We start from the raw sequence: 24,485 nt of genomic DNA, 5'->3' as shown, positions 1-24,485 counted from the left end.
CAAGGCCGTAAGCGCCGTTCAAGGCTGCTCGTTTCTACGGCGGTAAATACCCATCTCGTGGTTGCTACTTTGCTCTCACCGTCCACAGCTGATCCAGCTTCGTCGTATAACTCTGGCTCATAAGCTCCCTACGCATCGCCCATTCAGGTGCCGTAGGCACGCTGGCTAAACGCAGCATTCCCTTTCCCCAGCGACCATTGATCTCATCCAGAACGCTCATCACCTTGTCCGCCATCACGGGTTGCGAATGCGCGAACAGGTCATCAGTGAATTCGCCTGGCTGTCGCAGATCCATAAGTAGAACTTCCGCCTTGCTGTACTTGAAGCCCGGTCGGAAGAGGCGATTGACCGCTTCGGTCGCAGCCTTCGTCATGAGGCGTACGTCGTTGGTCGGGTACGGCAATTCCACCAAGGCGCCATTCGCATATTTCGCTTCCTCGGGATTGAACATGCCGGTGCGAATGCTGACGCGAATTTTCTTGCAGAGCGAATTTTGCGCTCGGAGTTTTTCCGCTGCGCGCTGGGTGTAGGTAGCGACGGCTTCTTTGATCGGCTCGATCTGTGTGAGTCGCGTGCCAAACATTCGGCTGCAGCAAATTTCCTGCTTCTGTGGGTCAGCTTCTCCCAGTTCCAAACATGGGGTACCGGCTAGCTCACGAGCAGTCTTCTCGATCACCACGCTGAATTTCTGGCGAAGCATCCAGGGATCGGTTTTCGCCAAATCCATGGCGGTCTTGATGCCCATCGTTTCCAGATGAGCCTTCATGCGCTTGCCAATGCCCCAGACTTCGCCGACATCGGTGTTGCGCAGCGTCCAGTCCCGTTTGAACGGATCGCACAGATCCACCACGCCTCCCGTGACATCCAGCAGCCGTTTGGCCGTGTGGTTGGCGAGCTTGGCGAGTGTCTTGGTGCGCGCGATCCCCACCCCGACTGGAATGCCTGTGTGCTTGAGAAGAGTGGAGCGCATGTGCCTGCCTAACGCGGACAGATCTGCCGGCATGCCAGTCAAATCAGCAAATGCTTCATCAATGCTGTAGATCTCAAGCGCTGGCACCATCGATTCTATGATAGTCATGACGCGTTCGCTCATGTCTCCGTACAGAGCATAGTTATTGCTGAAGGCCACGATCCCATGCCAGCGTAGATGATCTTTGATCTGGAAGTACGGCTGACCCATTTTTACGAAAGGCTTGGCGTCGTAGCTACGCGCGATCACACAGCCGTCGTTGTTCGACAGCACCACGATGGGTGTCTTGGCGAGGTCGGGTCTAAAGACGCGCTCGCAGCTCGCGTAAAACGAGTTGCAGTCGATCAGCGCGAAGACAGGCTCACGTATTGTCATGATCGCGGACGCTGTATTTCACGACTCCCCAGATCACCAGCTCGTCACCTTCCATGACATGTCTCGCCGGATATTTCGGGTTTTCCGATAGGAGAATCGCGGCGTTTTCGCGCAGAAGCAGACGCTTGCAGAAGGGCTCCGAATTCAGCGCGGCGATAACGATATCGCCACTGACCGCTTCGATGCTCCGATCGACTATCACCATATCCCCGGAGTAAATACCCGCGCCTTGCATGCTGTCCCCGTCAATCCGCACCAGGTACACGTGCGGCGCCCGGATATCGAACAGTTCATCCAGGGAAATGTGCTTCTCGATATGGTCAGCTGCGGGGGAGGGGAAGCCCGCCGGTACCTTGGATGAATAAAGTGGCAGCTTCTTGCCGCCAATAGCGAGTGGGCCGAGGAGGGTGATGCTCATGATGCAAGCCTTGGAGGTTAACTGTACATGCATACAGTTAACGATTTGGTTCGCTTGCGGTCAATCTCATAGGCACCACAATTCGACGGGTGACAGCATGTGCGGACGCTACTCGATTTACGAATCGATGGATCACTACCTCAAGGAGCTTGGGCCAAGGCAGTTGGTGATCAATGGCTATGACCTCTGGCCCGTTGAGCGATACAACGTCGCACCGTCGACGCGGGTGGAAATCATCCGGCCGGTTCGGGAGGGCTTGAGCATTGACAAGGTCAAATGGGGATGGGCGCCTTTCTGGGCGAAGGGAAAGCGTCCTGACCCGATCAACGCAAGAGTCGAGACCGTCATCACCGGCAGGGTTTTCAATCAGCTCTGGCCAGACGGACGCGTACTCGCGCCGGCGAACGGCTGGTTCGAGTGGGTCAAGGACGAAGAAGATCCGAAGAAAAAGCAGCCGTACTTCATCACCCTGAAAGAACAGATTCCGATGTTCTTCGCAGGGTTGGCCGAGGTGCACGAAGCCCTGGAACCGGACGAACGGGACGGCTTCGTCATCATCACCGCCGCGAGTGATGAAGGCATGGTCGATATCCACGACCGCAAGCCCTTGGTCTTGGCGCCTGAACATGCGCTTGAATGGATCGACCCCGACACTTCACCTGAACGCGCTCGCGAACTAGCGATGGAGCATTGCAGGCCTGCTACGGATTTTCATTGGTACAAGGTCGGCAAAGAAGTGGGCATTGTACGTAATCAGGGCCTTCATCTAATTGAGCCCACTACTCTCGCATCAGACGTCGATGACTGATCCATGACGATGCAAGCAACTTGGCTCCGGGAGGTCAGGGCGCTGGCGACATCAGCGTTTGGCTAGTCCACATGGGATAATTTGCCCCGATGATGGCTGTAAGTCGATTGGCAAGTGTCCCCTAAAGCGGACGTTCTCAGATAGCTCACTAGCTGGTTCTTTCTGTCTCCGCAGTTCGACGCGCCATCGCAACAGGTCGATTTCAACAGCCTCATCTGAATGCCAAGCGCTCTAGATACCGGTCGTCTACGCATCCGAACCAACAATAGCTGACAGTGTCATAATGATGTCATGTGGGGAGCGCCGATGCTCTTACCACTTAATTACAATATGCGTGCCATTATGCCTTCATCCGACGATTTCCGATTCAACGCCCATCACCTCCTGGTTGATCTGGATGCGGCCACAAATAATCTAATGATGCTTGTCGTCTCGCACGAAGTGACAGGGAGCCGCTGGGATGAAGCTGTGTCTCGTCACAAGCAAGCGTACGCAGCTTGGGCCTCCATCTTGACGGGAATTCAAACCGATCCGCTGCCTGTCCTTGATGGTCGTCCGGTAGAAGGGAACAGCTCTACCGCTAAGTAGCATCCAACGCTCGAAGATCTTCAGAAGTCTCCATCTGTGCCTCGATGCCGAGGCGAAACGGCTTTTGTTGGCAAGAATCGTTATGAGCCCTCCGTGACAGGTGGAGAGTGACCAGCGTTCGGCTACAGTTCAACGACTGCAGGGAGTGACGTATGAGCTGTTCAATTTGTGGGGCGCCGGCTCGGGTGCTGGAAACCAACTTCTATGGTGTGATAGTTGATTGCGTTTAGTGCGGTAGCTACGTTGTAAGCGCCGACGTTCTCAAAAAGAAGGAGTTCTGGGGAAAGATAGTGGCCGTCCAGGCGACAAGGCTGTGGCTCGTTAGTCAGAGGCTGGGGCACCACCATAGGCCGGTGATTACTGCCGATACCGTACGCTGGGAAAATAACTCAATCGACAGTTGCGGGAAGTCCTCAAAACTTTAGCGTGCGCGAGACCATCCTATGACTACCTGCAGATAGGACATCAGCGGGTTTGTTCGCGGCGACAGCAATCGAGCCAATGCGCTCGTTGGAGCTAATTCGAGACGCGGAGCTGCTTATCGGAGTAAGCGTTACCCGAATCGCTGGCGGCAGGTCGATGCAGTCAATGCATCATTCATGCTTATTCCCATGTCCAGCCGTTGAGGTTGGCCGGTGGCTCAAGCGGCAGTTCGTACTGCTCAACATCGATTAGCAACCATCCGCCGGCCGGCTCGTTGCTGCCGTCGACAATCGGCCCTTGCAGCACCAGACCGCTGGGCAAGATCACCTGAATGGCATTGGCTTGCATGGGGCCTTGCAAGTAGCGGTCAAATTCAAGGCGAAAACGCTGCGGGCCGACGTTGAGAACGCGCACGTTTAATTCGTAGGTGGTCAGCTTGTTTGGAGACTGCTCCAGGTATAGGGCTAACACGCCAACGGTTGCCAAGCCTTCATAGGCGCAAGACATAAGTCTGTTCCTGATCACGTTAGAACGGCTTGGCCGGATGCCAAAGCGTTATGGGATGGTAGACACAGTCCCCGTGTACGTGGTTTCCAACGTCGCAAAAAAAAGCCCCCGCTCTGGCTGAAAACTTGGGGCCGATTGGATTCACTGGTGGCTAAAAGCCGTAACAGGTCATGATCGGTCATCCGTACATTCTCCCGCTCGAAGCCGACCGATGGTTATTCCAGTGACGGCACTGAATTGAACCAGCCTTTTTCTGGAGCAATCCATTGGTCACGGAGGGCGATTTATGAAATGTATGTGCTGGATTTGTTGGGAAGATGCAAAGCTTCAATACGAATTAGGGGAGTGGCAGGTCATCGATTGCTCCGCTTGCGGGCGCTATTTCATTAGCAGGCAATTCATGCAAGAGAATGTGGGGAAGACGCTAGACGTAGAGGCTACCCGACAGCTCATAGTTGACGCGATACGCGCTGGCGTAATTCCAGCCGTCAGCGAAGGAACGGCTCGTTTCACCGTGGCACGCAAGCACCCCAAATGAGTCTAGGAGAATACGCTCCTGAAATGAAGCGGCGCTAAATCCTGAATTCGAAACGGATCGTAAGAAGGGCGACGTCGTCCGATCAACGTCGCCCAGTCGTAGCTTAGACCTTACTTAGACTCCATCGTGGCCGCTTGATTGCCGCCTTGCTCGGCAATCTTCGACAATTTGTCGTCCGTAGCCTTCTCCTCCGCAAGCGTTGCGCTGAGGAGCTTGGCAGCATCCGTCAGATTCAAATGTTTGGCCATGGCGATCAGGGTGCCATAACTGGCAATCTCGTAGTGCTCCACCTTTTGCGCGGCGCCGATAAGTCCCGCATCCAGAACGGCACCTTTCTCGATTTCCTCCAAAAGTTCTTTCGATTCTTCGACCAGTCCTTCCATCGCTACGCACTTCATGCGCTTGAGTTTCAAGCCAGTCAATTCGACGAGCTGATCAATCCGTTCAATCTGTCCTTGAGTTTCCTCAAGGTGCGCATTAAAGGCTTCAGCCAAGAGAGGATTGGTCGCCGCACGTGCCATGCGGGGGAGGGCGCGAGTGATCTGTTTCTCAGCGCTGTAAATATCGGAAAGTTCGTGAATAAACAGGTCTTCAACAGTTTTTCTAGCCATTTGATTTCTCCTCTCCACTATATAAGTCTCGGTGTCGAGACGTCTCATTTGCATGTCCACGCGTATGGGCTGCATGAAGAAATGACCAGTCCTTGGAGCCAGGCGTTCAAATTTTGTGAGTGCTGAAGGAAGACCGCCGGGCAACTCGAACCCGACAGACGGTTAAAATGTAATAAAGTATTTCTGGCTTCTGTGCGGTCAACAGACTGTGTTCATTCAGAGTGTGTCTTATGAGATTTTCCCTATTCTGCCAAGCGCTATCCAATTGGGCTGGCAGCCCGAAGACATTTTTGAGCGCAATTCTGTTGATCATCGCTTGGGCCGCGACCGGCCCATACTTCCACTACAACGATACATGGCAGCTCATCATCAATACGTCGACCACGATCATTACCTTCCTGATGGTGTTTCTGATTCAAAACACCCAGAACCGTGACAACGACATCCTGCATCTGAAGCTCGATGAGCTTATACGAGCTACTCACGATGCGCAGAATGCCACGCTGGGTTTGGAGCAAATGGGGTCGAGTGAACTCAGAAAACTTCGTGAGCAATACCGCACGTTAGGTGAATCGGGTCAGATTAAGGTTGATTCTGCACGCAGTGATGATGATCGCTAGATTATCCATCTGTAAATCTGAGATATTATTTCATACAGACCTTCACCAGCCGTCCAAAGAGAATGTCCATGTCCAAGCTCGCAGAATACCGCCAATTAGAAAGACATCTCGCAGAACAACTCAAGGCGCTGGAAGCGCTTAAAGGCGACGCTGATCTTAAAAAAGAAATTGAGTTTGAGACTAAGCTGCGTGATCTCCTTGCGAAATACGGTTACAGCCTGAAAGACGTAATCAACGTGCTTGACCCACGAGCTGGTCGCCGCGAACCCGCTGTCCAATCGAATCTTGGACGCCGTAAGGCACGGCAAGTCAAGACCTATAAAAATCCGCACACTGGTGAAGTGATCGAAACCAAGGGCGGCAACCATCGCGGACTTAAAGACTGGAAAGCTGAGCACGGTTCTGAAACCGTTGAGTCATGGCTGACCAAATGATTGTACGTTGAGATAAAAGAGCCCTACGGGGCTCTTTTATCGTCGGGCGCAGAATCGCAGCGTTGCGCGCGCTGTTAAGGCGAACGATATTTCGGCAGGGCGTCACCGATAGCGTGGTCTACTGAGTGCAGTTGACCAAATATCGTGGTTGCACCGAGGGCAGTCTGCTCTTTGGGCTTCCACGATATGCTGGGAGAACCCGCAATTCACACAGCAATACAAACCCGACGCAGGCGCAGTTTCAAACTCGGCACGATGCTCTAATGGCAGGACGGACAGCCCAGGGCGCAGATCTTTCTGTTCGAAAAAATAAAGGCTGACGTCGCCGTCGGTCTCAACCAGCCCGAGCCTTACTTGTCCGAGATGTTCAACCCCTTGCTGTCGTAACTCCATCAATAATTCGTTAGATGAGATGTTCAGCGTTTCCAAAGACTTGAGCTCATAGAGACCGTCACGGATCACGGTTACCGGGAGCCCATCCATCCAAGCTTCAAATTTTTTACTCTTCGTCATGATCAGGACGGTGAGGCGGTAGAGAAGCAGGAGCGTAAGAAATACTACGGCGACCGGGAGTAGCGGAACGTCATGGTAAAAGGACACGTCTCCTGCGGCCGAGCCCAATGTTAAAATCACGACTAGCTCAAAAAGTGAAAGCTGTCTGATCCCTCGTCGACCGCTGGATTTCAAAAAAAGAAAAACTGCGAGAAAAGCGAATGTGGCCCTGAAACCTACCTCCAGTAAAAACGCTAAGGGAAATTCGTCTATCAGCATCCGCTGGATATCAAAAGGCGACATCTTGTCCTCGATTTATTTAACAGTCTTTGGTTTCAAAAGCTGATGTCGGAGTATCCAGCGGGTAATCGACTTTGCGGGCGGCTACGAATGAAGCGGATTTATCAAAAGCCCGCGTCATAGCACGCCCTGCTACGTTGAGCTGGGTCGCCAGGTGACATCGGGAATGCCGTATTTTTCGGCTTGAGGTTTGGACACCATCTTCAGTGGCGGGCGACCAGGCCTGGGAATGGGCGCTACACCCGCATCGCAGCTAGCCCAATGCCATGCATCGGCGTTTTGCATTGCTTTGCTACGGATGATGAAGGATTTTGGCGCATCATGAAGCTTGTAGTTGATGACGAATAGATTGTTTTCCATGACTCACTCCGTCTGCTCTGATCTAACGGAGTCATCGGGCGCGGAAAAATTCAAAAAATCAGGGACTTCAGCACCGGACTGGTTTCATGAGCAGAGAGTGTTGCAGGCCTACAGGCTCAGCACCAATCATGGCCTGCCTGGTCTTACCATTTCGAAGCCAAGCTTAGCGTTTGCTAATCGGTTTACCGGGCTGCAAAAGCTCCGCAACTGCTGTCACCAATTCATCGAGTGACCAGGGTTTGTGCAGGTAAATAGTACGAGCTGGCACTGCGGTGCTCTCGATCAGATATCCCGAGGTAAGTATCGCAGCGATGTGAGGCCACCTGCCTTTAACCATCTCTATGAATTCAATGCCTTGGACTTGTCCGGGAACGCCGTGATCGGCGATCACTAAGGCGCATTCACCATGTGCTTCGAGCAGATAGGTCAACGCATCATCCGCCGTCGCGAACGGGACAGTCTTCGCGCCAATCTCATCCATGATATCGGTCATGAGCAACTGTAAAGTTGGGTCGTCCTCAATGACGATGACCTCACCGCGAATCGGCAGCAATCCTTCCCAGTTTACGTTCAAACAATCCTCCTCTAATCCGAGAAACCGACCGAACGGGCGGAACGGTTTGCATGAGTGTAAGCGAAAATATCGCGTGTGCCTTGAAAGCGCTTGGAGCACGCGGGATTCTCGACTCACGATATGTCCTTTGCAGATGTCCTCGCAGCGTATTTGAGGAGCGTGGCGCCTCGCTTTTCTAGTCGCCCCGCAAGAGCATCGAGTTCAGAACCAATTGTGCGCTTAGGGCTATGGGTGCTGCTTAGCAATCCCTTGATCTAGATCAAACATTACGCAATTTTTCGAACCTTCACCCCGAGGTATCTATCAAAACAACATGTGCCGAGTAGGCGCATTTCGAATCGTTCCGATTCGAAAGCGATTGCGACAAATCGGGTTCAGGTAGATCTCGGAGGCAGGGTGCGCCGGACATGAGTAACGCTTCGGGTTGATCGTCAATGAAGCCTTGAACACATCGATTTCAGCGTTGGGCATTGGTATGCGCGAGCCTGGACAACCTTGTGTAGCAACCCTTCGAGAACATCAGCCTTGGGATCGTTTCGGATAGATGAATGCAGAACATGCTAGAAGCAAGGATGCACCTCAAAATGCGGAGCGCACATGGATTACATCGATCTGGTTCAGTGGCCAGCGATGGCTGTAACAGTCATCTCAGCCTGGTTCATCGGCTCGCAACGAGCGTACCGCCGGATGATCGCTTTTTGGGGGTTCATCCTAAGCAATACGCTTTGGGTGGCCTGGGGACTTCATGCTGAGGCGTATGCTCTGATTATTCTTGAGTGCGTACCGTTGGGAATGAATGCCCGAGGTTTTAAAAAAAACTTCGACGGGCACCGTCATTATTGAATCCTCTGATCTTCTCTGCCCTTCGAATTTTTCCTTAATCCACGAAGGTTCATCAGAAAAAGGCAAACCTGCAATACGATCAACGCATATGCTCCTGCGTAAGCGCCCCAGATGACCCACAGCACGTTGCTCACGCTGAAGCACACAAACCCTGTCATTCGCCTTTTTGGTCGCTGCGATCCGATGAGCCACGCGGCCAGAACGGTGACGACCATCGCTGGCCACTGAATCCAATCCCAATAAGACAAATTATCCTCTCAATACATTCGTGAGCCGGAGTGCTGTTTGGATGCCAGGCTGATCAGTCAGGCTTCTCATCGTCGGATAGGGGTTTCGATTTGCCGAGAACGTAGCAGGGGATGGAGCTGACCATTAGGATGAGTTGTCACAACAATAGATATTAGTGACCAACCCTCAGCGAGCTTAACGTTTACTGCATTGGTCGAAGCGCTTCCATGATTTGCGTTGCCTCGGACATATGCATTTTGTCTTTCTCAAGCTGAGGGGTTCAACTGTTAGGCGCCCGTCCCGGATGAGGGTTCCTCTACCTAAGATCGTGGCCCTGAATTGCGTGATCACCAAGCCTTTGAAAACCTTTATCAGAATGGGTTGGGCATAGACAAAAATACCGAGATGTTAGGAGGACAGGCGGTGGTCGAACGCCACATAACTGCTCGTCTACACTGCTTCACCAATGACGGAGGAGGTGTCCATGCCGAGCCGAATGATGACCGTTAAAGACTTGCAGGTGAATGTCTCAATCACCGGCCAAGGCCCTCCGCTACTCCTACTCAACGGTCTGGGAGGTTTGATCAAAACCTTCGATGCTCTGCGCAACGAACTAGGCGACTACACAACGATCACGTTGGACGTACCTGGTGTCGGCAAGTCGCAGATGCCCCGCTGGCCTATGCGTTTGCCGAGTCATGCCGATCTGATCGCCGAAATGCTCAAGCAACTGGGTTTTGACCATGTTGATGTATTCGGCGTGAGTTGGGGCGGTGCCTTGGCGCAAGAGTTGGCTCTTCGTCATCCCACGATGGTACGCAGGCTTATCCTGGCGGCGACCTCTGCGGGCCCGGTGCTACTGGTAAAGCCCGCCGACATCCTAGAATTTTTTAGAGGGAACGCAGGCGGCAAACAGCCCGAACGAGATGGTTCAGCCAGTTCGACACAGGCGCTGCTGCGTTTCGGTGTTGTAAAGCGAATGCTAACCGTACGCCTGCGAACCTATCATCACCAGCTAGCCGCTTTGGTAGGCTGGACAAGTCTACTGCGGTTATTCCGTCTGCACTCGCGCACGCTTATTCTGATCGGCGACCGTGACACCCTGGTTCAGCCTTATAACGCGCATATCCTGCGACGCTCAATTCCACAAGCTGAACTACGCGTGCTCAAGGGCGAGGGGCATTTTTTCGTAGTGACCAGTGCCAGGCGAACTGCTGTTTTGATACGGGAATTTCTTTGCCGGCAGCAGAACGGTGATGGCCCGGCGCCGGAGATCGCTAACCGCGCTGCTAAGCAACGCTTGCAGCGAGCCAATGCTGTTTAATCTTTGCCATGCTAAAGCTCTTACTCTGTATAGCGGCTACAGCCCCATGCTTCGGGCATTTGGCCCACGCCCGAGAAAACTCAAGAGGTTTTCCGTAAGCATCAAGGATGCCGCCAATCCGTTCAAACTCTTCGGTTCTCTTACGGTCAACCTGACAGGTATTAATCGTCATGTCAGAGGTGAGCCAATGGATAACTATCACATCAACAAAACGGAAAAACTTTGGGAACTCGTCAAAGAGGGCGCGCAACGCGCCTCCAAGACCGCATCTACCAAAGCGGAAATCACCGAGATAGCGAGCGAATTTCTTCAGGGCAAGACGGCCTCTCTCAAAATCCACAAAGAGGACGGCACGATTCAAGAGGAGCGTACATTTCCCCGATCAGCAGATCCTAGAAAAACCAAAGGCTGAACGGCCTGGTTACCCAAGGAGGGGCAGTGCCCATTGCACCGGACTGCCGTGCACGCGGTTGACTAGAGGGCTGGACGCATTGCGAGTGAACTTCGTCTCAAACACAGGTGCTGATCATGGTAATTGCATGTCTAGGATGGGGATCGTTGATCTGTAAACCGGGCACCTTACCGCTTGCGAACGAGTGGTTTATGGACGGCCCTGTGTTGCCCATCGAGTTCGCGCGGGTCAGTGATAACGGAGACCTGACGACAGCCATCTGTGCGAACGCACCTGGGTGCAAAGTGCTTTGGGCGGTATTGGATCTGGACAAGCTGGATGAGGCGCGCGAGGCTCTTAGAATTCGGGAGGGGGTTCCTCAAGAGCGGGAGGATGGCATCGGTAGTTTCGTGGTCGGGACGAACCCAGCGGGAGTCATCGCTCAATGGGCGATCGCCCGCCGATTGGACGCGGTAGTTTGGACAGGACTGCCTCCAAGGTTCGGAGGCGTTGAGGGGCTCGTCCCCGCTGCCGAGGACGCTGTTGCCTATCTCGCCGGCTTAAGCGGAGAAACACTTGAGAGCGCGCGCGACTACATCAAACAAGTGCCGTCGCAGATCGATACGCCTTGCCGGCGCGAGATCATTTCTAGGATAGGGTGGCAGTGAACCGCGCTGAAGCCCGGAACGATTCCCGCCATCATGCCCATTCGTGGGTCTGCGGTAGCCAGGACGGGAATCCTTCTACGATGAAGAAAGTGGGAGTCGTTGCGTTCGCGGTCTTCAATCCATGGGTTGTGCAGCATCCAGTCGTGTAGTGTCAAACTGCGGTGGGATATACGAAGAGCAACGCCTATTTGCGCAGATTTTCAGGGATTCCGGAACTGCGGGTGAAGCGCTTTTATCTCGATGCCGGTATAAAAATTGCTCGCTTAAGCCCACCGCCAATTTGAAGACGTATATATGACGCTCTCCTTACCGATCTATGCAAGGCTGACACCTAAAGCGCTGTCCCTTTCGCTGATAGGTTTCATTCTTCTTGTTTGTTTATCGTTAATCCTTGCTACTGCTTGGCAGATTGTGCAGTCGTCCGGTGAGCGAGTAGACGCGGCCAAAATAACTGTTTCGAACATTGTACTTGCCGCTGAACAGCAGGCCCGTGACACGATGCTGCAGGCTGATAATACCTTGCGAGATCTGGCAGAGCGTGTAGCGCACGATGGAAGCGGCCCTGATCAACGGGAGCGGTTGGCTAAGCTGATGGCCCGTCAGGTGAACAACATCGAAGGCGTTCAGGGGTTATTCATCTTCGATGCGCAAGGCAATTGGATGGCCAATTCGTTTTCCGAAGGTCTGCAAAACAAGAACAACGGCGACAGAGCTTACTTTCGATATCACCGTGAGCACGATGACCAGTCCATCCACGTTGGCTCGATAGTGGAAAGTCGAACGACAGGGGATATGGTGATCCCTATTAGCCGGCGTATCGAAACAGCCGATGGAGCCTTTGCAGGGGTTGCGTTAGCCACGGTTCCGGTTTCATATTTCCAAAGCTTTTTCAAACGTATGGCCGTTGACGACGAAGGAGTTATTTTCCTAGCACTCGATAACGGCGAGCTCCTCGCGCGACGCCCGACCGTCGCAGCATTGATGACAACCAATCTTTCAAAAGGTGAAATTTTTAGCCGGTACCTACCTCAGAGCAATAGCGGTACTGCAATAATCAAGTCCATTGTAGATGGTATTGAACGCATCTACGCCTATCGTCGCTTGGCTGGGCTGCCTATCGTCGCAGCAGCCGGAGTTTCGTATGAGCATGTATTTGCGCCTTGGTGGTCATATGTTTACCAATCGGTTGCACTGGTAGGCTCCATCATATTGGCATTAGCGTTTTTAGGTAGCTTGCTATATCGGCAGATCCAACAGCTGCTTATCGCAGAGCGTGAGCTCAAAGTAATCCGAAAAGAGCTAGAGGTGATAGCCCATACAGATGGTCTCACTTCCCTAGCCAATAGAAGAAGTTTTGATTTGGCATTGGATAAAGAATGGAAGCGTGCGACGAGGAATCAGACATGCATATCCTTGATCCTTCTGGATATAGATCTGTTCAAACAATATAATGACCATTATGGCCATCAAGGCGGCGATGATTGCCTTGTGCGCGTATCGAACGTTCTTGCAGCCAGCGTCAATAGGCCAGGTGATATCGCAGCTCGCTACGGTGGGGAAGAATTTGTAATTCTACTTCCGGACACTGAACTTGCAGGTGCGGTCATGGTTGCAGAAAATATTAGAACTTCGCTTTTTAACGCAAAAGTTCAACATTCAGTGAGCCCATTAGGCGTTGTCACAATAAGCTCAGGTGTGGTCTCGACTTGCAAAACAGGGGAGGAGAATTACAAGGATTTTCTGCTCAAGGCTGACCGTTTACTTTACGCCGCGAAGTCAAAAGGACGCAATCGAGTAGAAAGTTAGAATGTTTACTGTGAGAACCAGTTCCACCTCTGTACAGCTAGACTTCTTGGCGTACTCGGGTGGCACGCCGGGTCGTTGATTTAAAACAATTTGCTTGCGAACTTGGAAAAGATGATGAGCGTGCCGACACAGAAAATTGCGCTACCGAACAGGAATGTAAGTCTGTGAGCATTTATGATTCCGACGTGAAATCCCGCATTCCTTGTAAACCTCATTTTTCACCTCTCCTCGCTGTGGATAATCAGTCCCACCCAATAGGTTGTCCTCACCGCCGTTAGACGGGTAACAGTTGCTGTCATTGCAAGTACGGTCTCGGTAATTATAATCGTGAACTGGTTTCAGGGCCGCTCTCGCTCGCTAGGTTATTAGGAATCAGCTTTCCCATCCCGAACGCATTAACTGCCATGCTCACCCTTAAACCTCGACAGGCTTGTCGGCAATCGTGTTCAAAGCTAGCGGAGGCTGCTTCCATCAAATTTTTGAAAAGGTCAGTGGTAAGCGAAGTTACTTTAACGTTTTTCATTTTGGTCATCTGAGGTTGTGGCGGCCCCGGTGTGGGGCCGCTGTACTGAGTTAGGCGTCTTTGCCTTGAACATACCCCGACCCAAGGTCGGCGCCCGTGACGGGTTCACTGAGCGGATCAGAGGCCGTGCGGGCCTTCATCGCTTCCAAGACTTCTACATCCTCGGCAGGCAGACTGACCGTCGCCAGCCCATCGCCTCCGTCGACCGCCGGCTCAGGATTTTCCACGTATTCCCAAGCACCGCCCTCGTTCCATGGGCCGCGTACGTTCGGCTCGCCCGACATGTTGAAATACTTGTTGGTGAATTCGGGCATGCCCGGAAGTTTGCCTTGCGGAAAGTTCGGCTGGATCGAATGCAGAGCTTTCTCGAACGATTGTTGATGGGCGATTTCTCGCGTCATAAGAAAGCCTAGTGCTTCTTTAACGCCCGGATCGTCGGTGACGTTAATCAGGCGCTCGTATAAGATTTTTGCGCGCGCTTCCGCCGCAATGTTAGAACGGAAATCGGCGGTAGGCTCTGTGATTGAATCGACGTATGCCGCCGTCCACGGCACACCCGCAGAGTTCACAAGGGGAGCACCAGCGCCGTACAGCAGACTGGTGATGTGCGAGTCGTTGCCGTTACCGTTGATGGCACGATACAGCTCACCTTCCTCTTGCACGCCCTCCGCAAGCTGACCTTTGGCGCCTCGATTGAGCATGACAATGATCGAGCCCACAATTTCGAGGTGGCTTAATTCTTCTGTCGCAATATCCATCAAAAGGTCTTTACGACCCGGATCTTCTTCCGCCAACGCTTGGGTGAAATATCGCGCCGCCGCAGCAAGTTCGCCGTTAGCGCCGCCGAATTGCTCAAGAAGCAAGTTGGCCAGGCCCGGATTAGGCTCTGCCACACGAACGGTGTACTGAAGTCGCTTGTTATGTAAGAACATTTTGAATTTCCTCAGACTCGGCTTTAGGCGCGCTCGCCACTGCGGGCGATAGCGCGTGCATAAGTTGTGAGGTGTAGCGAACGTAGAAATTACTTTTTGGTGCTGCTATTCAAGACCAACGGTATAAGCTCGAGAGTTCAATAAAAATTGAACCGAGTGCGCAGCTCTGATGACTGCGCAGTCAGTTTATTTTTTTGCTTCCAGGTTAGGATCCTCTGAGCGAACCAGAAATGCTTCCGTGATTTGTGGTAAATGTTCAAGTAACCATTCGGCCATCGCAACCTCTTGGGGAAGGATCTGCTCGCATGCAGCTTGAGTTTCAACGTCACCCGCCGCTTGTGCGGCTGCGATCAGAACCGTGTAAGTCGCTATTTCTACGTTTTCAAAGACGTAGCCAGCCATTGCCCCCTTAACCACTTCGTCGCTCATCAACGAGCCGCCGGCTGCTTGTCCGAAGGCCATGATCTTGCCCGTCATGTCTTTAATAGTTGAAGAGCTACCACCAAGACGTGAGAGGCACTCGTCGATCAATTTCTGTTGGCCAAGGGTTTCTTCGATGTGCTGATCGATCCGAGCTTTTAGTTCAGGGTAGTGCTCCAACCGCTTAGACTGAGCCTTGAGCATGTGTTCCGCCTGTTGCTCCATTGCGTGCGCGTCGCGCAGCCAGTCGAGTAGATTTTCTTGTCGCGTAGCCATGTTCATTCGCTCCATCATGGGTGTGTAATGCAGTGGATGGCTTTGGTGGGAGAACAGTTCAGGAATTTTAGATTATCCGGACGGAGCGACGCCTCAGTTCCCATTGGCCAGCGATTGCATACGGCAAGTGAGGTAGTGCTTTGGCTCGTATGGCTTGCAAAGGTGTTCGCCGATCTGTCCAAAAGCGTGGTAAAAAAAAGCTTAAGTCGATTTTCTCGATGGGCGGGTCAAATGAACGCCACGCAATTTATCGCGCGTCTGCTTCCGCTCTAAGCTCATCGGTCGCTGTGAAGAGAGCGGGGCGAACGCTTCCTTGATGTTGTCACATGGTGGTACCGACCTGTAGACCAAACCAGTGCATCACATCCCACCCAAAGCCCACCCACGCCTGAGTGCTTCAGAAACCGTCTGTCTGACGCACACCCATCATGTCGAAATAAATGAAACGTCCTTCATCACGACGCCTTCCTACAAATAGGCCTGCCACGGCATTGCTGGCTGCTCATGTGGTTCCTCCTGTTGCCCGTACACTGTGCGGGCTTTTTTCACCCCTCCGCACGAGTCGCTCATCCTTACGGACTTGTAGGAAAGAAGGTGGTGCGCAGATGAGGCCTGCAACTGATCCGAAACAAAAGACGAAAAGGTGCACCCATCCCTATATCAGGAAGGGGTATTACCTAGGGTTGTTAAGCGATGTTTATGTCTGTGTTATGTGCGGAGAACAGCGACCAGCAGAGCAATGGGATGACTTTGAGCTCCGCTCCAAACCGCCTCGTGGATTGTCTCCAAAATAGTTGGAGTGACGCTCAGCAAGACAGCACTGGCCAATTTCGACATCACACCACACGTTGGATGGAGCAAAGATTTCGGCATTCAAACGCCGTAACGCTTTTTCCCTCCTGATGTGATGCAGTATCTGCCACCTCGTGGGCCTATACAGACGTTGCCAGACGAGCAGGGACAGGATGAACTGAATTCACGGCTAGGTTTATACGCAGGTTGTGGTGCGGGCGATACGGGTCTTGGCTGGGCTTTGGCGAAGCAGTTCGATCCGCTGCAAAGGTTTTTGGATGATAGCCATCGCGCAGGCTGGCCGTCGATGCTTATCCGAACCCAATCATTTGCTTTTTCGTAGATCTGAACCTTTGCTCCAAGCTGCAGCTTGGATATTACATTTCCACTAGGTTGATCCCTGACGTTGAGTTTGTCCGCGCTCACGTATAGCTCGATTGGCGGGGGCGGTGTAGGGGATGCAGTAGCTGTAGTTGAGGCGAGTGAGGTCGGCGTGGTGACGGCACTTGGCTGGGCTTGGGTTGAAGGGTTTTCCTTTTTGCCTATCGCCCAAAGCACGACGAACAAAATAAGGAGCGGGAAAAACCATGACTCGGATTTCTTGCGCATATCCTTTGCTCACATTCGGAACTTACGCTCTGGTGCCTGCTTGGCCAACTCAGCTTGCTGGCTACTGAGAGCTTAGCCACACTTCCAGCCTTTGCAGGCGACCTAGCTCGTATGGTCTCTGTTTTCCTGAGCTCAAAACCGCGAAGAGTTGCTGTCGGTCAGGGTGGGTAGGGAACCACTTGGAGACTTCAATGTTGCAAAACTCAGTATCGCTGAGAGCCCATCTGACGATCATGTCCGCTGGGGCTCGGTAGTGATCGCCATGAACAATTTTCTACCGTCTACAGACCAGCCACGCTTTGCGAGCTCTTCGGTTACTTCGATGATTCCGGCGCCATCAAAAAAAGTCGGCGGTATCTGGGTGGTGAATACCGGCTAGAGACACCTTAGGCACCCCTGCCTCTGGGTCGAAGCGGGATAGAAAATGCCACCCACCAGTAGTGCTTTCAGGGTAAGGGAAGTTGATGGCTGCTTATGCAGTTATGTAATGCTCAAACGGAACGCATTTGAGATCAAGATCGAAAAGCGTCTGACTCATGGGAGCTGTTTAAGCCGGGCTAAACCCTGCTTAATGTGCCCCGCATTCTCGCCAATCGTCCATAACGCACCTCGAACGTTACCCCCAACCTCAACGCTCCCCTGGGCTTCGACATGGAGCGTTAACTCCATCAATGCGGCCTCTAGGGCGAGCTGATTCTGATACATCCTTTCCAGCACGTCGGACAACGAGTATTCCCCTGCCATTTTCCTTCTCCTCTCCTTCGATTCTTCTGAGAAAATCTGCTGGAACTACCTAGGGTATCAAGTGCATCTCGCTTAGTTTGTCGAACACGTCGAAAAAAGCGTGAGTACTCGACTGGTCGGCAGCGAAACCCATTGCACGGTTTTTGGACATGTCCGTGACCACTTCGATTGGTCGGCCGAGATCAGCATCGGTGTGCCATGGAGACACCAGGCGACCTATATCTGCTTCCTTCAAGCCGTGTTCCACGACTAATACATCCTGATCGCCTGCTGTCTGCTTCTCAGGGATGAAAGTGAAGCGGCATAATCACCAGCAGGCAAGTCGAAATATATGGAAATTCGGCCCCGCATCCATTTCCAGCGAAACATTTCGCCATTAGAGACGTTCAATGCCTAGTTGGCTGCAGCCGGCGTGGTAGCCGTCTACAGATTTTGTTTTGCCAACTGCTGGGTACGCGTCATAACGGTGAGGCTGTCCCACTACACGCCGGATCCGGGAAACACAAAACGGCGATGGCTGTTTGCAAATGGGGGCATAGACGGCGAGGGCGGTTGCCTAGTTCGTCTTGCTGCCCACGGCAACTCCAGTGACGGTATACGAGCAATGAACGCTCGGGGAGAGTACAACCCATCGCAATACCCACCTGTCAGGCAAATCGTTCTGATCGAAGAGTCAGCCAGACGTATCTATCCCAAGATCCAGCTTGTCAGTTCGTTACGATATTGCTAGTTTCGATCAATGACTACCTATCTGCTCACCTCGACTACAACCACCACGACCGCTGAAAGCGGAGCGTGCGAGGTTTCGTGAGCCAATAGCAGACGAACTTCAAAGGCCCGCCAGTGATGGACAGGGCCTTTTTTACGCCTTGTGTCGCTGGCTCAAACGCAAGGAGATGCACCCATGAACGTCCTACTGATACTCGATATCCAGGTCGGGCTAGTCCACGGCACAGAAAGCCATGGCGCTGCAAAGAGTTGCTGGAGACAGTGACTAGTCTGATGGAAAAAGCCCGCAGCGCTGGTGCCCCGATTTTTCTAGCACGCCACGTCGGGCCCGTTGGCACACCAATAGAACCAGGTAGCCCCTTAACTTCGCTTGTGCCAGAACTGAAGCTTTCTGGGGCAGAAGTGGTATTTGAAAAACGGCGACCCAACGCCTTCGAAATGACTGAACTGGCGGGGAGTTTGCGCTCTCACGGGGCTAGCGGTGTGGTAATCACTGGAATGAAAACTCAATACTGCGTCGACAGCACATGCCGAGCTGCTCGTGATCTTGGCTTCGACGTTGTACTTATCGGCGACGGCCATACCTGTTCAGACACGGCAGTTATGAAGGCTGAGGACATCGTTGCTCACCACAATGCAACTCTTGATGGGCCGTTCTGCCATGTAGTTCGTGCTGACGAGTGGAGCTTCAATTAAGCCCGGAAATATTGGAGCGGAGTGGGGCGCCGTAAGCACTGGCACCATATGTCACTTCGTACAGTCATAACAGGTTGTCGATAGAACGCTACTGTAAGGCGGCAACTGTCGCCACCAATGGAGACGAAGGGCCGGCACTGCTCCACACTGCATCTCGGAAGCGGCGCATGTGTCGGCTGGCGTGACACGAAGAAGTGGGCTATCTATTTCTGACTCACACTGGCAGGAGGCCGACATGAGGTTTCAGAGCGATATCGATGCGCTAGCGGCGATCGAGGAAGACGCAAAGGCGATGCTAAAACGGATAGGGCTGCCCGACGATGCACACAAGCTTGAGGTGGTCATTGTCCTTCGACAGATCGTCGACCTAGCCACCTACATGGACTCGGCTGATCGATTCATTGAGGCGCCGATCAATGCTTGATGAGGTGTCGCGGCAAGCCCAGACGTTAGCACGATTCGTTTACGGCTGTTCCGTCTGTAGGTTCATATGTAAGAAGGCATTATCGGGCACAACGCCGGGCTAATCGGAGCACCACCATTTCCTTTAAGATCGACGCTTCATTTCACATCGTTTATCCGTCGGAAGTAGGTAACCAGCTGTGTAGTCGCGACGGGTTAGCTACGATCATTTATTTGTCAGTCGGTAGAAAGTGACCAGGATGGAAGGCACCGTTGATACGTTGGACGAGGTCGTTACGAGAGAGTCCCTGTTCGAGCAGGCTTGGACGATGCCAATGACCAAAATTAGCTTGCGCTACGGAGTCTCCTCCAGCTATCTCACGAAGGTCTACATCAGCCTGAATATTCCTAGGCCGCCTGTTGGCTACTGGGCGCAAGTCGCGGTAGGAAAAGCTAAGGCTCGCCCAGTCTTGCCTGACGCTCAACCTGGCGAACCCACGGTGTGGAACCGAAATGAAGCACCGCTTCAGGTTCAGCGACCGTCAGCGATCAAACAAAAGAAGGTGAATGGTACGGCGCCGCGCAATGCTGACGCGCAACCCCGAAGGCACCCACTTTTACTGAGCATTGAAGATCACTTCAAAAAAGTGCGGGAAAGCGAGAACGGCTACGATAGGCCTACCAAACGTGCGATGGCGGATTTGATAGTGAGCCGCAGTGGGCTCGCTCATGCAGTCAACTTCGCAAACCAGTTGTTTCTAGCGTTTATGAAAAAAGGCCTCACCGTTACCTTCACCGATCCTGCCGAGCGCATGAGCCGCAAACCAGTTGATCATAGGGACAACCCCTCATCGAGATATGTCTATCCCTCGCTTTGGCAGCCTCAACGTCCAACTGTGGTTCATGTTGGAAGCGTCGTTTTTGGTTTGTCCATCTACGAAATCAGCGAATACGTTGAAGTCAAAAGCGTAGACAAAAGGTTAGTCCGGCTGGGTTCACGTCCAGAGAAAAAACGCGTTGCCCCTTATCGAAACGAATGGGTAATGCGTGCGGACATGCCCAGCGGTCGACTGTGCCTTCAGGTTTACTCCCCTTACTACCGGGCGGAGTGGGTTCAGCGCTGGAAGGAAGACAAGCCTGGCGATCTGATCAATAAAATCCCAAGCATCGTGAAGCTTCTGATCGCTGAAGCTCCAGGGCTTGCCGAGAAAGTGAAGCTCGAACGGGAGAAAGCCGAGCTCGAATGGCAAAAGCACCAGCTGCAATTAGCTGAATGGAAAAGAAAGGAGGAGGAAAAACGGCACCTCAAGGCCATACAGGACAGCCGTGAGCAACTCGAAGCCGTAATCCAGACGTGGGCAAAGGTGAACAGTGTTCGCGCATTCTTCGCCGACATCGAAAAATCAGCGCAGTGCCTCGATGGTGTGGCGAGAGAGGCTGTCATGGAGCGGCTGGCCAACGCGAAGGAATTGGTCGGCGACCCTGATGCGTTAAAACACTTCGCTGACTGGAAACCACCACTGCTTCAGGGCGGTGAGTAGCCGTCGTCAGCCTTGCTGATATAGGGTTCACGCAAGAAGAAATCGTGCGACTGTTATCAGCCACGCTGGAATTGTCAAAGGGCGGCGCAGCCACAGCCATCAGGAAAATCCAAGCCACCGGCACGGTTGAGGTGTTCGGTGCAAAACACTCAAAGTCCACGATGCCGTCCGTGCTCTGGGCATGCGCCATCTGGAGCTGAGAGGTGAGCCGGTGATCACCACTGCACTGGTAGCGTTGAAGGATCTGCTGATCGAGAGCATGGAGAAGAACCTTGATGCGTCACGGTTTGCGCTTCTCACTCGGATATTCATCAGGCTCAACGACGTGATGACCCTGATTGGATTGGCAGGGGAGGAGCTGTTCTACGAGATGGGGCTGTCAGTCGACATCACTTCAACCTTAAAGCAGGTGCTTGATGAAGGTGGTCTGAATCCCCACTAGGCTTTCTGCGCGCTTGATGGGCTTGTGTTTTCGTTGATGCGAGAAGGTCGATTCGACGAAGTGGCTGAGTCTCTGCTCACAATGGAGTAGCTCCTGACCGAACATGGATTTCGGTTCCGTGAGCAGGTCGCTTGGGCGATGAGAAAAATTCTGTTCGCTGCCGACCAAGGCCGCGAGGACGAGGTGAGGCAGGCGGTGGAGTACGCCACGCCAAAAATTCCGGACGCTGACAACCAGCGGGTTTTTGACTACAGCCACTCGATCGCTCTGTGGAAGTTGAAGCGGCACAAACAAGCTGAAGCGCTATGCAAGAAAGTGATTGATGAGTACTTCGAGATTCTCGGGCTGGCTGCATGACCTTCCATGATTACAGAACAGACTAGGCTTGCACGGTGATGGCGAGCTCGATAGTGCAGGGTGGCGTATGCAAAATTTAGATGCGGTGTGGCAAAAAGCTGAGCAGGTTTTTGGCGACAGGGCCAAAGCCGCAGCATGGCTTTCGACGCTTAGTCAGTTATTCGGTGGCGAGGCACCTATCGACTTCGTGAAAGATCAGGAAGATTTGGAGAGGGTGATCGAGGTGCTGACTCAGATCGAGCATGGGTTCGCTTGTTGAAAGCTATATTCACTGCAGGTGGGGAAGGGCTGATCACCCGCTAGTTTGAGTGCTACTTAGCTCAGGTCGGGTGCTTAGCACTGGCCTCTGTTAGGACACACAGTAGTTCTCCAAGGCCGTCAGTTAGGCTTCAGTTTGGGGGATCTTTATTAAGGTGTTCGTGAGCTCCGTTGTCGGAGGGTTTGAGCAGTACCGGGCTGCAGCTAGGAAGGCGATCACACTGCTGGGGCACACGCCAGAATGTGCGTGGGATTCGGTGCGCGTCCTTGGATACCACCAACAAGAAGAACTCTGTCGATCACGACCCATGTAAGCCTTTTTTTTGATGTGTAAACCGTGTTAGTTAACAGGTCAAAAATTTAGTTTACAAGCCGAGGTCGAGGGCGACTAGATGGAGAAGGAAGACCAACCGAATGCTAATTTTTCTTCGTCAGTACTGTGCATGCCAGAGGTTGAGACTGTATCAATTATCAATGCGGCTCGGGGGCAGGCGCCTGGGCAGGTCATACTCCGAGCCGAACTGATGCGCCTGATGCCAGGCGCAGGTCGGGCAGGGCTTGGCTATCAATAAATGTCCGCGAGCGTTAATGCAGGCTGGCTACAGTTGCGACCATAGCTTGAAGTCTATGGATTCGCTGGGCACACCGAAATCGATGAGACACGCTGCTTTGCTCGTGTTCTCATTGAGCGACCTGACCGCCACCGTCCAACGCGGCCTAGCCTGCAAGGCTTCAACGAGCGCCAGGAAATACGCCTCATCCACCTTTGAAAGGGAATGGCCGAGGACGACGACCTGAGTGATCGATTTCAGTCCTTCGAAGTAAGGCTTTTGCTGCTCGATGATCTTGGCGCTCGGTTTGAAAGTCTTCTCGAAATAGTCATCCAGAATACCCATCGCCTCCGCAAACCGGGTATCAGTGTTCTCATCCACCCCGTCTTGGAGCGACGAGCGATCAGCGACTGCCCGTGCGTGACCAAGCACCAGATCAGAGCTTTCGTCTTCGCCCTCACCATGGATGTGCAGAATGTTCTCTGGAGCAATGTCGTACAGCTTCGTCAGCGTTCTGGTGTAGTTGAATGTCAGGTAGGCCGCATCCTTGTCCAGGGACGTTAGTAGCTGGGGAACCTGGTCGCGGTCAGGCATCGGGATGGATCGGATCCAGTCCGCGAAGTGTTGCTGCAACCCAGCAGACAAACCGGTCGCCACCTTCTCCACTTCGTACTGAAAGTCGTGATGGCCGGCGTCGCTCCAATCCTCAGCCGAATAGGGAACGAGGAAGCCCTCCAGTTCGGTGACAATGTTCTCGGTGTCCAGGTCGGCAAGCGAAAGTTCAAGCTCCGCCCAGTCGTCGTCGATGGCGATGTAGCTTTCGACCCAGTCGTATACCTCCCGATCCACTTTTTCCAAGTAGTTCTTGAATTGCCAGTACTGCGTCGGAAGGCGATGGTGAAGATCAAAGCCGTTGCCAATGATGTAAAGGGTATTACTGGTCATGAGGGTTCCTGATGCATGCGTACGTTTGCTTTTGCGGCGCCGTCTGTGCCGTGAAAGGTCATTGATCGATTTTGGAAACTTGAGCCTTCAGAACTAGGTTCAAGGTCAATCTGCGCTTGGTGAGGGTTTTGAAGCGTCCCTCTCTGGGCGATTTCTCGGGTGCGGTACTGGAGTGCTTCCACATGCCCAAGACGACGATCTCATCGTCCTTCTCAATGCCCTTAATCCAAGCCGGATCTTTGGCCCAAATGCTGACCTCAAGGCCGATGCCATTTTCAGAGTCGTCGGGGTCGGCCCGGAATTTGTTCATTTGCAGATTGATGACGTTCTTGGATTTGTCACCCCTGATTTCAGTCCTGACGCTGCTCACGGCGCCCTGAATCGCGATGGGGTGTTGAACGGTGTTGTGCGACACTGCGTAATACGCCTCTGCGTGACGCTCAGTCTCGAAATAGAATTGATTCCAGGCGACCTTCACGTTGCCTTCAAACACCAGCTCTAGGTGCTGTTCGATGTCTTGGTCATTTCACAGAGCGCGCGAAGCCTCAGGGCTCGCTTGGCGGAGTTAATGTATGCAGGTAGGAGGCCGGGGTTGTGCGTGTAAGTTCTACCGGCTGTCGCACGGGCACCCCCGTCATTGCCAGAGGGGCGTCCGGCTTTCTCCAGTGCCTCCTTGATCATGACCAACCGCATCCGGTAACGGTTGTGCTGGATGCTTTCGATTAAGTCTTCAGAAGTGCTGGCAATTTCATTGATCTCCTCATCCACTCCAAAGCGACAGTTCGCGGCGTGAGCGCCCTTAGGATAGAGACGAAAATAGCCCTGGACGAAAACCGGCTTGTCATACATCTCTTTGGTGTAGGGAGGATTGTGAGCGACTGGAGTGCCGCATTGGCACTGTAGAGGTTCGGCGCCAGTTCCCTTCGTGTACGTGTCAGCTTCCCAACGATCGCCATTCTGGTCGAAGGCGTGATCCATCTTGATGCCCAT

28 protein-coding genes and 2 pseudogenes are annotated in these 24,485 nt (G+C 53.0%); 14 read left to right on the top strand and 16 right to left on the bottom strand.

From position 1 onward, the window contains the following. Window positions 1–64: 64 nt before the first annotated feature. Both umuC and umuD read right to left on the bottom strand, forming a co-directional pair. Entirely contained in the window at window positions 65–1,345 is a 1,281-nt protein-coding gene (umuC, locus tag D8U60_RS07580; protein WP_130899836.1) for a translesion error-prone DNA polymerase V subunit UmuC, read from the bottom strand. Further along, window positions 1,332–1,763, bottom strand: a complete 432-nt coding sequence (gene umuD / locus D8U60_RS07575; RefSeq protein ID WP_125926581.1) for a translesion error-prone DNA polymerase V autoproteolytic subunit — start codon at window positions 1,761–1,763, stop codon at window positions 1,332–1,334. The genes umuC and umuD overlap by 14 nt, the downstream gene beginning before the upstream one ends. A gap of 97 nt (window positions 1,764–1,860) precedes the next feature. Between umuD and D8U60_RS07570 the strand changes: the two genes are divergently transcribed. Next, a complete protein-coding gene (locus tag D8U60_RS07570; protein WP_130899835.1) occupies window positions 1,861–2,571 on the top strand; it encodes an SOS response-associated peptidase family protein in 711 nt (236 codons plus the stop codon). Between the two features lie 1,191 nt (window positions 2,572–3,762). Here D8U60_RS07570 and D8U60_RS07560 read toward each other — a convergent pair. Together D8U60_RS07560 and D8U60_RS07555 are read right to left on the bottom strand one after the other, a co-directional pair. Beyond that, the gene (locus D8U60_RS07560) at window positions 3,763–4,089 is read right to left on the bottom strand and encodes a hypothetical protein (RefSeq protein ID WP_125926584.1); all 327 of its coding nucleotides are present in this window, start codon (window positions 4,087–4,089) and stop codon (window positions 3,763–3,765) included. Window positions 4,090–4,737: 648 nt separating this feature from the next. Beyond that, on the bottom strand, window positions 4,738–5,238 hold the full coding sequence (locus D8U60_RS07555) for a ferritin-like domain-containing protein (RefSeq protein ID WP_039768421.1): 501 nt from the start codon (window positions 5,236–5,238) through the stop codon (window positions 4,738–4,740). 230 nt (window positions 5,239–5,468) lie between these two features. On the opposite strand from D8U60_RS07555, the gene D8U60_RS07550 reads away from it, so the two are divergent. Together D8U60_RS07550 and D8U60_RS07545 are read left to right on the top strand one after the other, a co-directional pair. After that, on the top strand, window positions 5,469–5,858 hold the full coding sequence (locus D8U60_RS07550) for a low affinity iron permease family protein (RefSeq protein WP_125926585.1): 390 nt from the start codon (window positions 5,469–5,471) through the stop codon (window positions 5,856–5,858). A 68-nt stretch (window positions 5,859–5,926) separates the two neighbouring features. Next, on the top strand, window positions 5,927–6,292 hold the full coding sequence (locus tag D8U60_RS07545; protein WP_080923198.1) for a histone-like nucleoid-structuring protein, MvaT/MvaU family: 366 nt from the start codon (window positions 5,927–5,929) through the stop codon (window positions 6,290–6,292). A gap of 102 nt (window positions 6,293–6,394) precedes the next feature. Here D8U60_RS07545 and D8U60_RS07540 read toward each other — a convergent pair whose 3' ends face one another. From D8U60_RS07540 to D8U60_RS07530, 3 genes are all read right to left on the bottom strand, one after another. Then, the gene (locus D8U60_RS07540) at window positions 6,395–7,087 is read right to left on the bottom strand and encodes a YetF domain-containing protein (RefSeq protein WP_125926586.1); all 693 of its coding nucleotides are present in this window, start codon (window positions 7,085–7,087) and stop codon (window positions 6,395–6,397) included. 129 nt (window positions 7,088–7,216) lie between these two features. After that, complete coding sequence (locus D8U60_RS07535; RefSeq protein ID WP_125926587.1) at window positions 7,217–7,444, bottom strand: DUF6555 family protein; 228 nt, start codon at window positions 7,442–7,444, stop codon at window positions 7,217–7,219. Between the two features lie 163 nt (window positions 7,445–7,607). Beyond that, complete coding sequence (locus D8U60_RS07530; protein WP_044287094.1) at window positions 7,608–8,018, bottom strand: response regulator; 411 nt, start codon at window positions 8,016–8,018, stop codon at window positions 7,608–7,610. A gap of 597 nt (window positions 8,019–8,615) precedes the next feature. On the opposite strand from D8U60_RS07530, the gene D8U60_RS07525 reads away from it, so the two are divergent. Beyond that, window positions 8,616–8,861, top strand: coding sequence for a hypothetical protein (locus D8U60_RS07525; RefSeq protein WP_130899834.1), 246 nt, complete (start codon window positions 8,616–8,618; stop codon window positions 8,859–8,861). On the opposite strand, the gene D8U60_RS07520 is transcribed toward D8U60_RS07525, so the two are convergent. Continuing rightward, window positions 8,855–9,109, bottom strand: a complete 255-nt coding sequence (locus tag D8U60_RS07520) for a YgjV family protein (RefSeq protein ID WP_125926589.1) — start codon at window positions 9,107–9,109, stop codon at window positions 8,855–8,857. The genes D8U60_RS07525 and D8U60_RS07520 overlap by 7 nt on opposite strands. Before the next feature lie 464 nt (window positions 9,110–9,573). Between D8U60_RS07520 and D8U60_RS07515 the strand changes: the two genes are divergently transcribed. From D8U60_RS07515 to D8U60_RS07500, 4 genes are all read left to right on the top strand, one after another. Further along, window positions 9,574–10,413: an alpha/beta fold hydrolase gene (locus D8U60_RS07515; protein ID WP_125926590.1), complete on the top strand. Its 840-nt coding sequence runs from the start codon at window positions 9,574–9,576 to the stop codon at window positions 10,411–10,413. Between the two features lie 187 nt (window positions 10,414–10,600). Next, window positions 10,601–10,825, top strand: coding sequence for a DUF2188 domain-containing protein (locus D8U60_RS07510; RefSeq protein WP_125926638.1), 225 nt, complete (start codon window positions 10,601–10,603; stop codon window positions 10,823–10,825). 191 nt (window positions 10,826–11,016) lie between these two features. Then, on the top strand, window positions 11,017–11,472 hold the full coding sequence (locus D8U60_RS07505) for a hypothetical protein (protein WP_241663523.1): 456 nt from the start codon (window positions 11,017–11,019) through the stop codon (window positions 11,470–11,472). A gap of 294 nt (window positions 11,473–11,766) precedes the next feature. Continuing rightward, on the top strand, window positions 11,767–13,278 hold the full coding sequence (locus D8U60_RS07500) for a diguanylate cyclase (protein WP_125926592.1): 1,512 nt from the start codon (window positions 11,767–11,769) through the stop codon (window positions 13,276–13,278). A 573-nt stretch (window positions 13,279–13,851) separates the two neighbouring features. On the opposite strand, the gene D8U60_RS07495 is transcribed toward D8U60_RS07500, so the two are convergent. The 5 genes and pseudogenes from D8U60_RS07495 to D8U60_RS28020 form a co-directional block, all read right to left on the bottom strand. Then, complete coding sequence (locus tag D8U60_RS07495) at window positions 13,852–14,733, bottom strand: manganese catalase family protein (protein WP_039768429.1); 882 nt, start codon at window positions 14,731–14,733, stop codon at window positions 13,852–13,854. 186 nt (window positions 14,734–14,919) lie between these two features. Beyond that, window positions 14,920–15,429 (bottom strand): DUF892 family protein, encoded by a 510-nt coding sequence (locus tag D8U60_RS07490; RefSeq protein WP_125926593.1) that lies wholly within the window; start codon window positions 15,427–15,429, stop codon window positions 14,920–14,922. A gap of 873 nt (window positions 15,430–16,302) precedes the next feature. Continuing rightward, entirely contained in the window at window positions 16,303–16,830 is a 528-nt protein-coding gene (locus D8U60_RS07485; protein ID WP_125926594.1) for an SH3 domain-containing protein, read from the bottom strand. Window positions 16,831–17,364: 534 nt separating this feature from the next. Continuing rightward, a complete protein-coding gene (locus D8U60_RS27830) occupies window positions 17,365–17,574 on the bottom strand; it encodes a hypothetical protein (protein ID WP_125926595.1) in 210 nt (69 codons plus the stop codon). 49 nt (window positions 17,575–17,623) lie between these two features. Then, window positions 17,624–18,187 (bottom strand): annotated as a pseudogene (locus D8U60_RS28020) (NAD-dependent dehydratase); the annotation flags it as partial. A gap of 291 nt (window positions 18,188–18,478) precedes the next feature. Here D8U60_RS28020 and D8U60_RS07465 point away from each other — a divergent pair. From D8U60_RS07465 to D8U60_RS07440, 6 genes and pseudogenes are all read left to right on the top strand, one after another. Continuing rightward, window positions 18,479–18,999: pseudogene (locus D8U60_RS07465) on the top strand (isochorismatase family protein). Window positions 19,000–19,234: 235 nt separating this feature from the next. After that, window positions 19,235–19,423 carry a hypothetical protein gene (locus tag D8U60_RS07460; protein WP_125926596.1) on the top strand — a complete coding sequence of 63 codons (189 nt, stop codon included), beginning with the start codon at window positions 19,235–19,237 and terminating at the stop codon, window positions 19,421–19,423. A 238-nt stretch (window positions 19,424–19,661) separates the two neighbouring features. Continuing rightward, window positions 19,662–20,942: a hypothetical protein gene (locus D8U60_RS07455; protein ID WP_125926597.1), complete on the top strand. Its 1,281-nt coding sequence runs from the start codon at window positions 19,662–19,664 to the stop codon at window positions 20,940–20,942. 181 nt (window positions 20,943–21,123) lie between these two features. Then, a complete protein-coding gene (locus tag D8U60_RS07450; protein ID WP_125926598.1) occupies window positions 21,124–21,384 on the top strand; it encodes a hypothetical protein in 261 nt (86 codons plus the stop codon). A gap of 138 nt (window positions 21,385–21,522) precedes the next feature. Then, window positions 21,523–21,741 carry a hypothetical protein gene (locus D8U60_RS07445; protein ID WP_125926599.1) on the top strand — a complete coding sequence of 73 codons (219 nt, stop codon included), beginning with the start codon at window positions 21,523–21,525 and terminating at the stop codon, window positions 21,739–21,741. Window positions 21,742–21,808: 67 nt separating this feature from the next. After that, window positions 21,809–22,000: an MbcA/ParS/Xre antitoxin family protein gene (locus D8U60_RS07440; RefSeq protein WP_125926600.1), complete on the top strand. Its 192-nt coding sequence runs from the start codon at window positions 21,809–21,811 to the stop codon at window positions 21,998–22,000. Window positions 22,001–22,598: 598 nt separating this feature from the next. Here the strand turns inward: D8U60_RS07440 and D8U60_RS07430 are convergent. From D8U60_RS07430 to D8U60_RS27820, 3 genes are read right to left on the bottom strand one after another with little or no spacing between them, the layout of a single operon-like run. Beyond that, window positions 22,599–23,495 (bottom strand): bacteriophage abortive infection AbiH family protein, encoded by an 897-nt coding sequence (locus D8U60_RS07430; RefSeq protein ID WP_125926601.1) that lies wholly within the window; start codon window positions 23,493–23,495, stop codon window positions 22,599–22,601. Between the two features lie 58 nt (window positions 23,496–23,553). Continuing rightward, complete coding sequence (locus D8U60_RS27825) at window positions 23,554–23,988, bottom strand: hypothetical protein (protein ID WP_241663522.1); 435 nt, start codon at window positions 23,986–23,988, stop codon at window positions 23,554–23,556. A gap of 5 nt (window positions 23,989–23,993) precedes the next feature. Further along, the gene (locus tag D8U60_RS27820; RefSeq protein WP_241663521.1) at window positions 23,994–24,485 is read right to left on the bottom strand and encodes a hypothetical protein; all 492 of its coding nucleotides are present in this window, start codon (window positions 24,483–24,485) and stop codon (window positions 23,994–23,996) included.

The organism is Pseudomonas sp. Sample_11 (genome assembly GCF_004307505.1).
In the GTDB taxonomy this organism is placed as follows: Bacteria; Pseudomonadota; Gammaproteobacteria; order Pseudomonadales; family Pseudomonadaceae; genus Aquipseudomonas; species Aquipseudomonas atacamensis.
Note: the sequence above shows the minus strand (reverse complement) of the source record. Positions and strands in the feature narration are given on the sequence as shown.

Excerpts from the sequence above, each read along its gene's own strand:
- umuC (WP_130899836.1), bottom strand. The coding sequence starts at position 1,345 with ATGACAATACGTGAGCCTGTCTTCGCGCTGATCGACTGCAACTCGTTT.
- umuD (WP_125926581.1), bottom strand. The coding sequence starts at position 1,763 with ATGAGCATCACCCTCCTCGGCCCACTCGCTATTGGCGGCAAGAAGCTG.
- D8U60_RS07570 (WP_130899835.1), top strand. The coding sequence starts at position 1,861 with ATGTGCGGACGCTACTCGATTTACGAATCGATGGATCACTACCTCAAG.
- D8U60_RS07560 (WP_125926584.1), bottom strand. The coding sequence starts at position 4,089 with ATGTCTTGCGCCTATGAAGGCTTGGCAACCGTTGGCGTGTTAGCCCTA.
- D8U60_RS07555 (WP_039768421.1), bottom strand. The coding sequence starts at position 5,238 with ATGGCTAGAAAAACTGTTGAAGACCTGTTTATTCACGAACTTTCCGAT.
- D8U60_RS07550 (WP_125926585.1), top strand. The coding sequence starts at position 5,469 with ATGAGATTTTCCCTATTCTGCCAAGCGCTATCCAATTGGGCTGGCAGC.
- D8U60_RS07545 (WP_080923198.1), top strand. The coding sequence starts at position 5,927 with ATGTCCAAGCTCGCAGAATACCGCCAATTAGAAAGACATCTCGCAGAA.
- D8U60_RS07540 (WP_125926586.1), bottom strand. The coding sequence starts at position 7,087 with ATGTCGCCTTTTGATATCCAGCGGATGCTGATAGACGAATTTCCCTTA.
- D8U60_RS07535 (WP_125926587.1), bottom strand. The coding sequence starts at position 7,444 with ATGGAAAACAATCTATTCGTCATCAACTACAAGCTTCATGATGCGCCA.
- D8U60_RS07525 (WP_130899834.1), top strand. The coding sequence starts at position 8,616 with ATGGATTACATCGATCTGGTTCAGTGGCCAGCGATGGCTGTAACAGTC.
- D8U60_RS07515 (WP_125926590.1), top strand. The coding sequence starts at position 9,574 with ATGCCGAGCCGAATGATGACCGTTAAAGACTTGCAGGTGAATGTCTCA.
- D8U60_RS07510 (WP_125926638.1), top strand. The coding sequence starts at position 10,601 with ATGGATAACTATCACATCAACAAAACGGAAAAACTTTGGGAACTCGTC.
- D8U60_RS07505 (WP_241663523.1), top strand. The coding sequence starts at position 11,017 with ATGGACGGCCCTGTGTTGCCCATCGAGTTCGCGCGGGTCAGTGATAAC.
- D8U60_RS07500 (WP_125926592.1), top strand. The coding sequence starts at position 11,767 with ATGACGCTCTCCTTACCGATCTATGCAAGGCTGACACCTAAAGCGCTG.
- D8U60_RS07495 (WP_039768429.1), bottom strand. The coding sequence starts at position 14,733 with ATGTTCTTACATAACAAGCGACTTCAGTACACCGTTCGTGTGGCAGAG.
- D8U60_RS07490 (WP_125926593.1), bottom strand. The coding sequence starts at position 15,429 with ATGGCTACGCGACAAGAAAATCTACTCGACTGGCTGCGCGACGCGCAC.
- D8U60_RS07485 (WP_125926594.1), bottom strand. The coding sequence starts at position 16,830 with ATGCGCAAGAAATCCGAGTCATGGTTTTTCCCGCTCCTTATTTTGTTC.
- D8U60_RS27830 (WP_125926595.1), bottom strand. The coding sequence starts at position 17,574 with ATGGCAGGGGAATACTCGTTGTCCGACGTGCTGGAAAGGATGTATCAG.
- D8U60_RS07460 (WP_125926596.1), top strand. The coding sequence starts at position 19,235 with ATGAGGTTTCAGAGCGATATCGATGCGCTAGCGGCGATCGAGGAAGAC.
- D8U60_RS07455 (WP_125926597.1), top strand. The coding sequence starts at position 19,662 with ATGGAAGGCACCGTTGATACGTTGGACGAGGTCGTTACGAGAGAGTCC.
- D8U60_RS07450 (WP_125926598.1), top strand. The coding sequence starts at position 21,124 with ATGCGCCATCTGGAGCTGAGAGGTGAGCCGGTGATCACCACTGCACTG.
- D8U60_RS07445 (WP_125926599.1), top strand. The coding sequence starts at position 21,523 with ATGAGAAAAATTCTGTTCGCTGCCGACCAAGGCCGCGAGGACGAGGTG.
- D8U60_RS07440 (WP_125926600.1), top strand. The coding sequence starts at position 21,809 with ATGCAAAATTTAGATGCGGTGTGGCAAAAAGCTGAGCAGGTTTTTGGC.
- D8U60_RS07430 (WP_125926601.1), bottom strand. The coding sequence starts at position 23,495 with ATGACCAGTAATACCCTTTACATCATTGGCAACGGCTTTGATCTTCAC.
- D8U60_RS27820 (WP_241663521.1), bottom strand. The coding sequence starts at position 24,485 with ATGGGCATCAAGATGGATCACGCCTTCGACCAGAATGGCGATCGTTGG.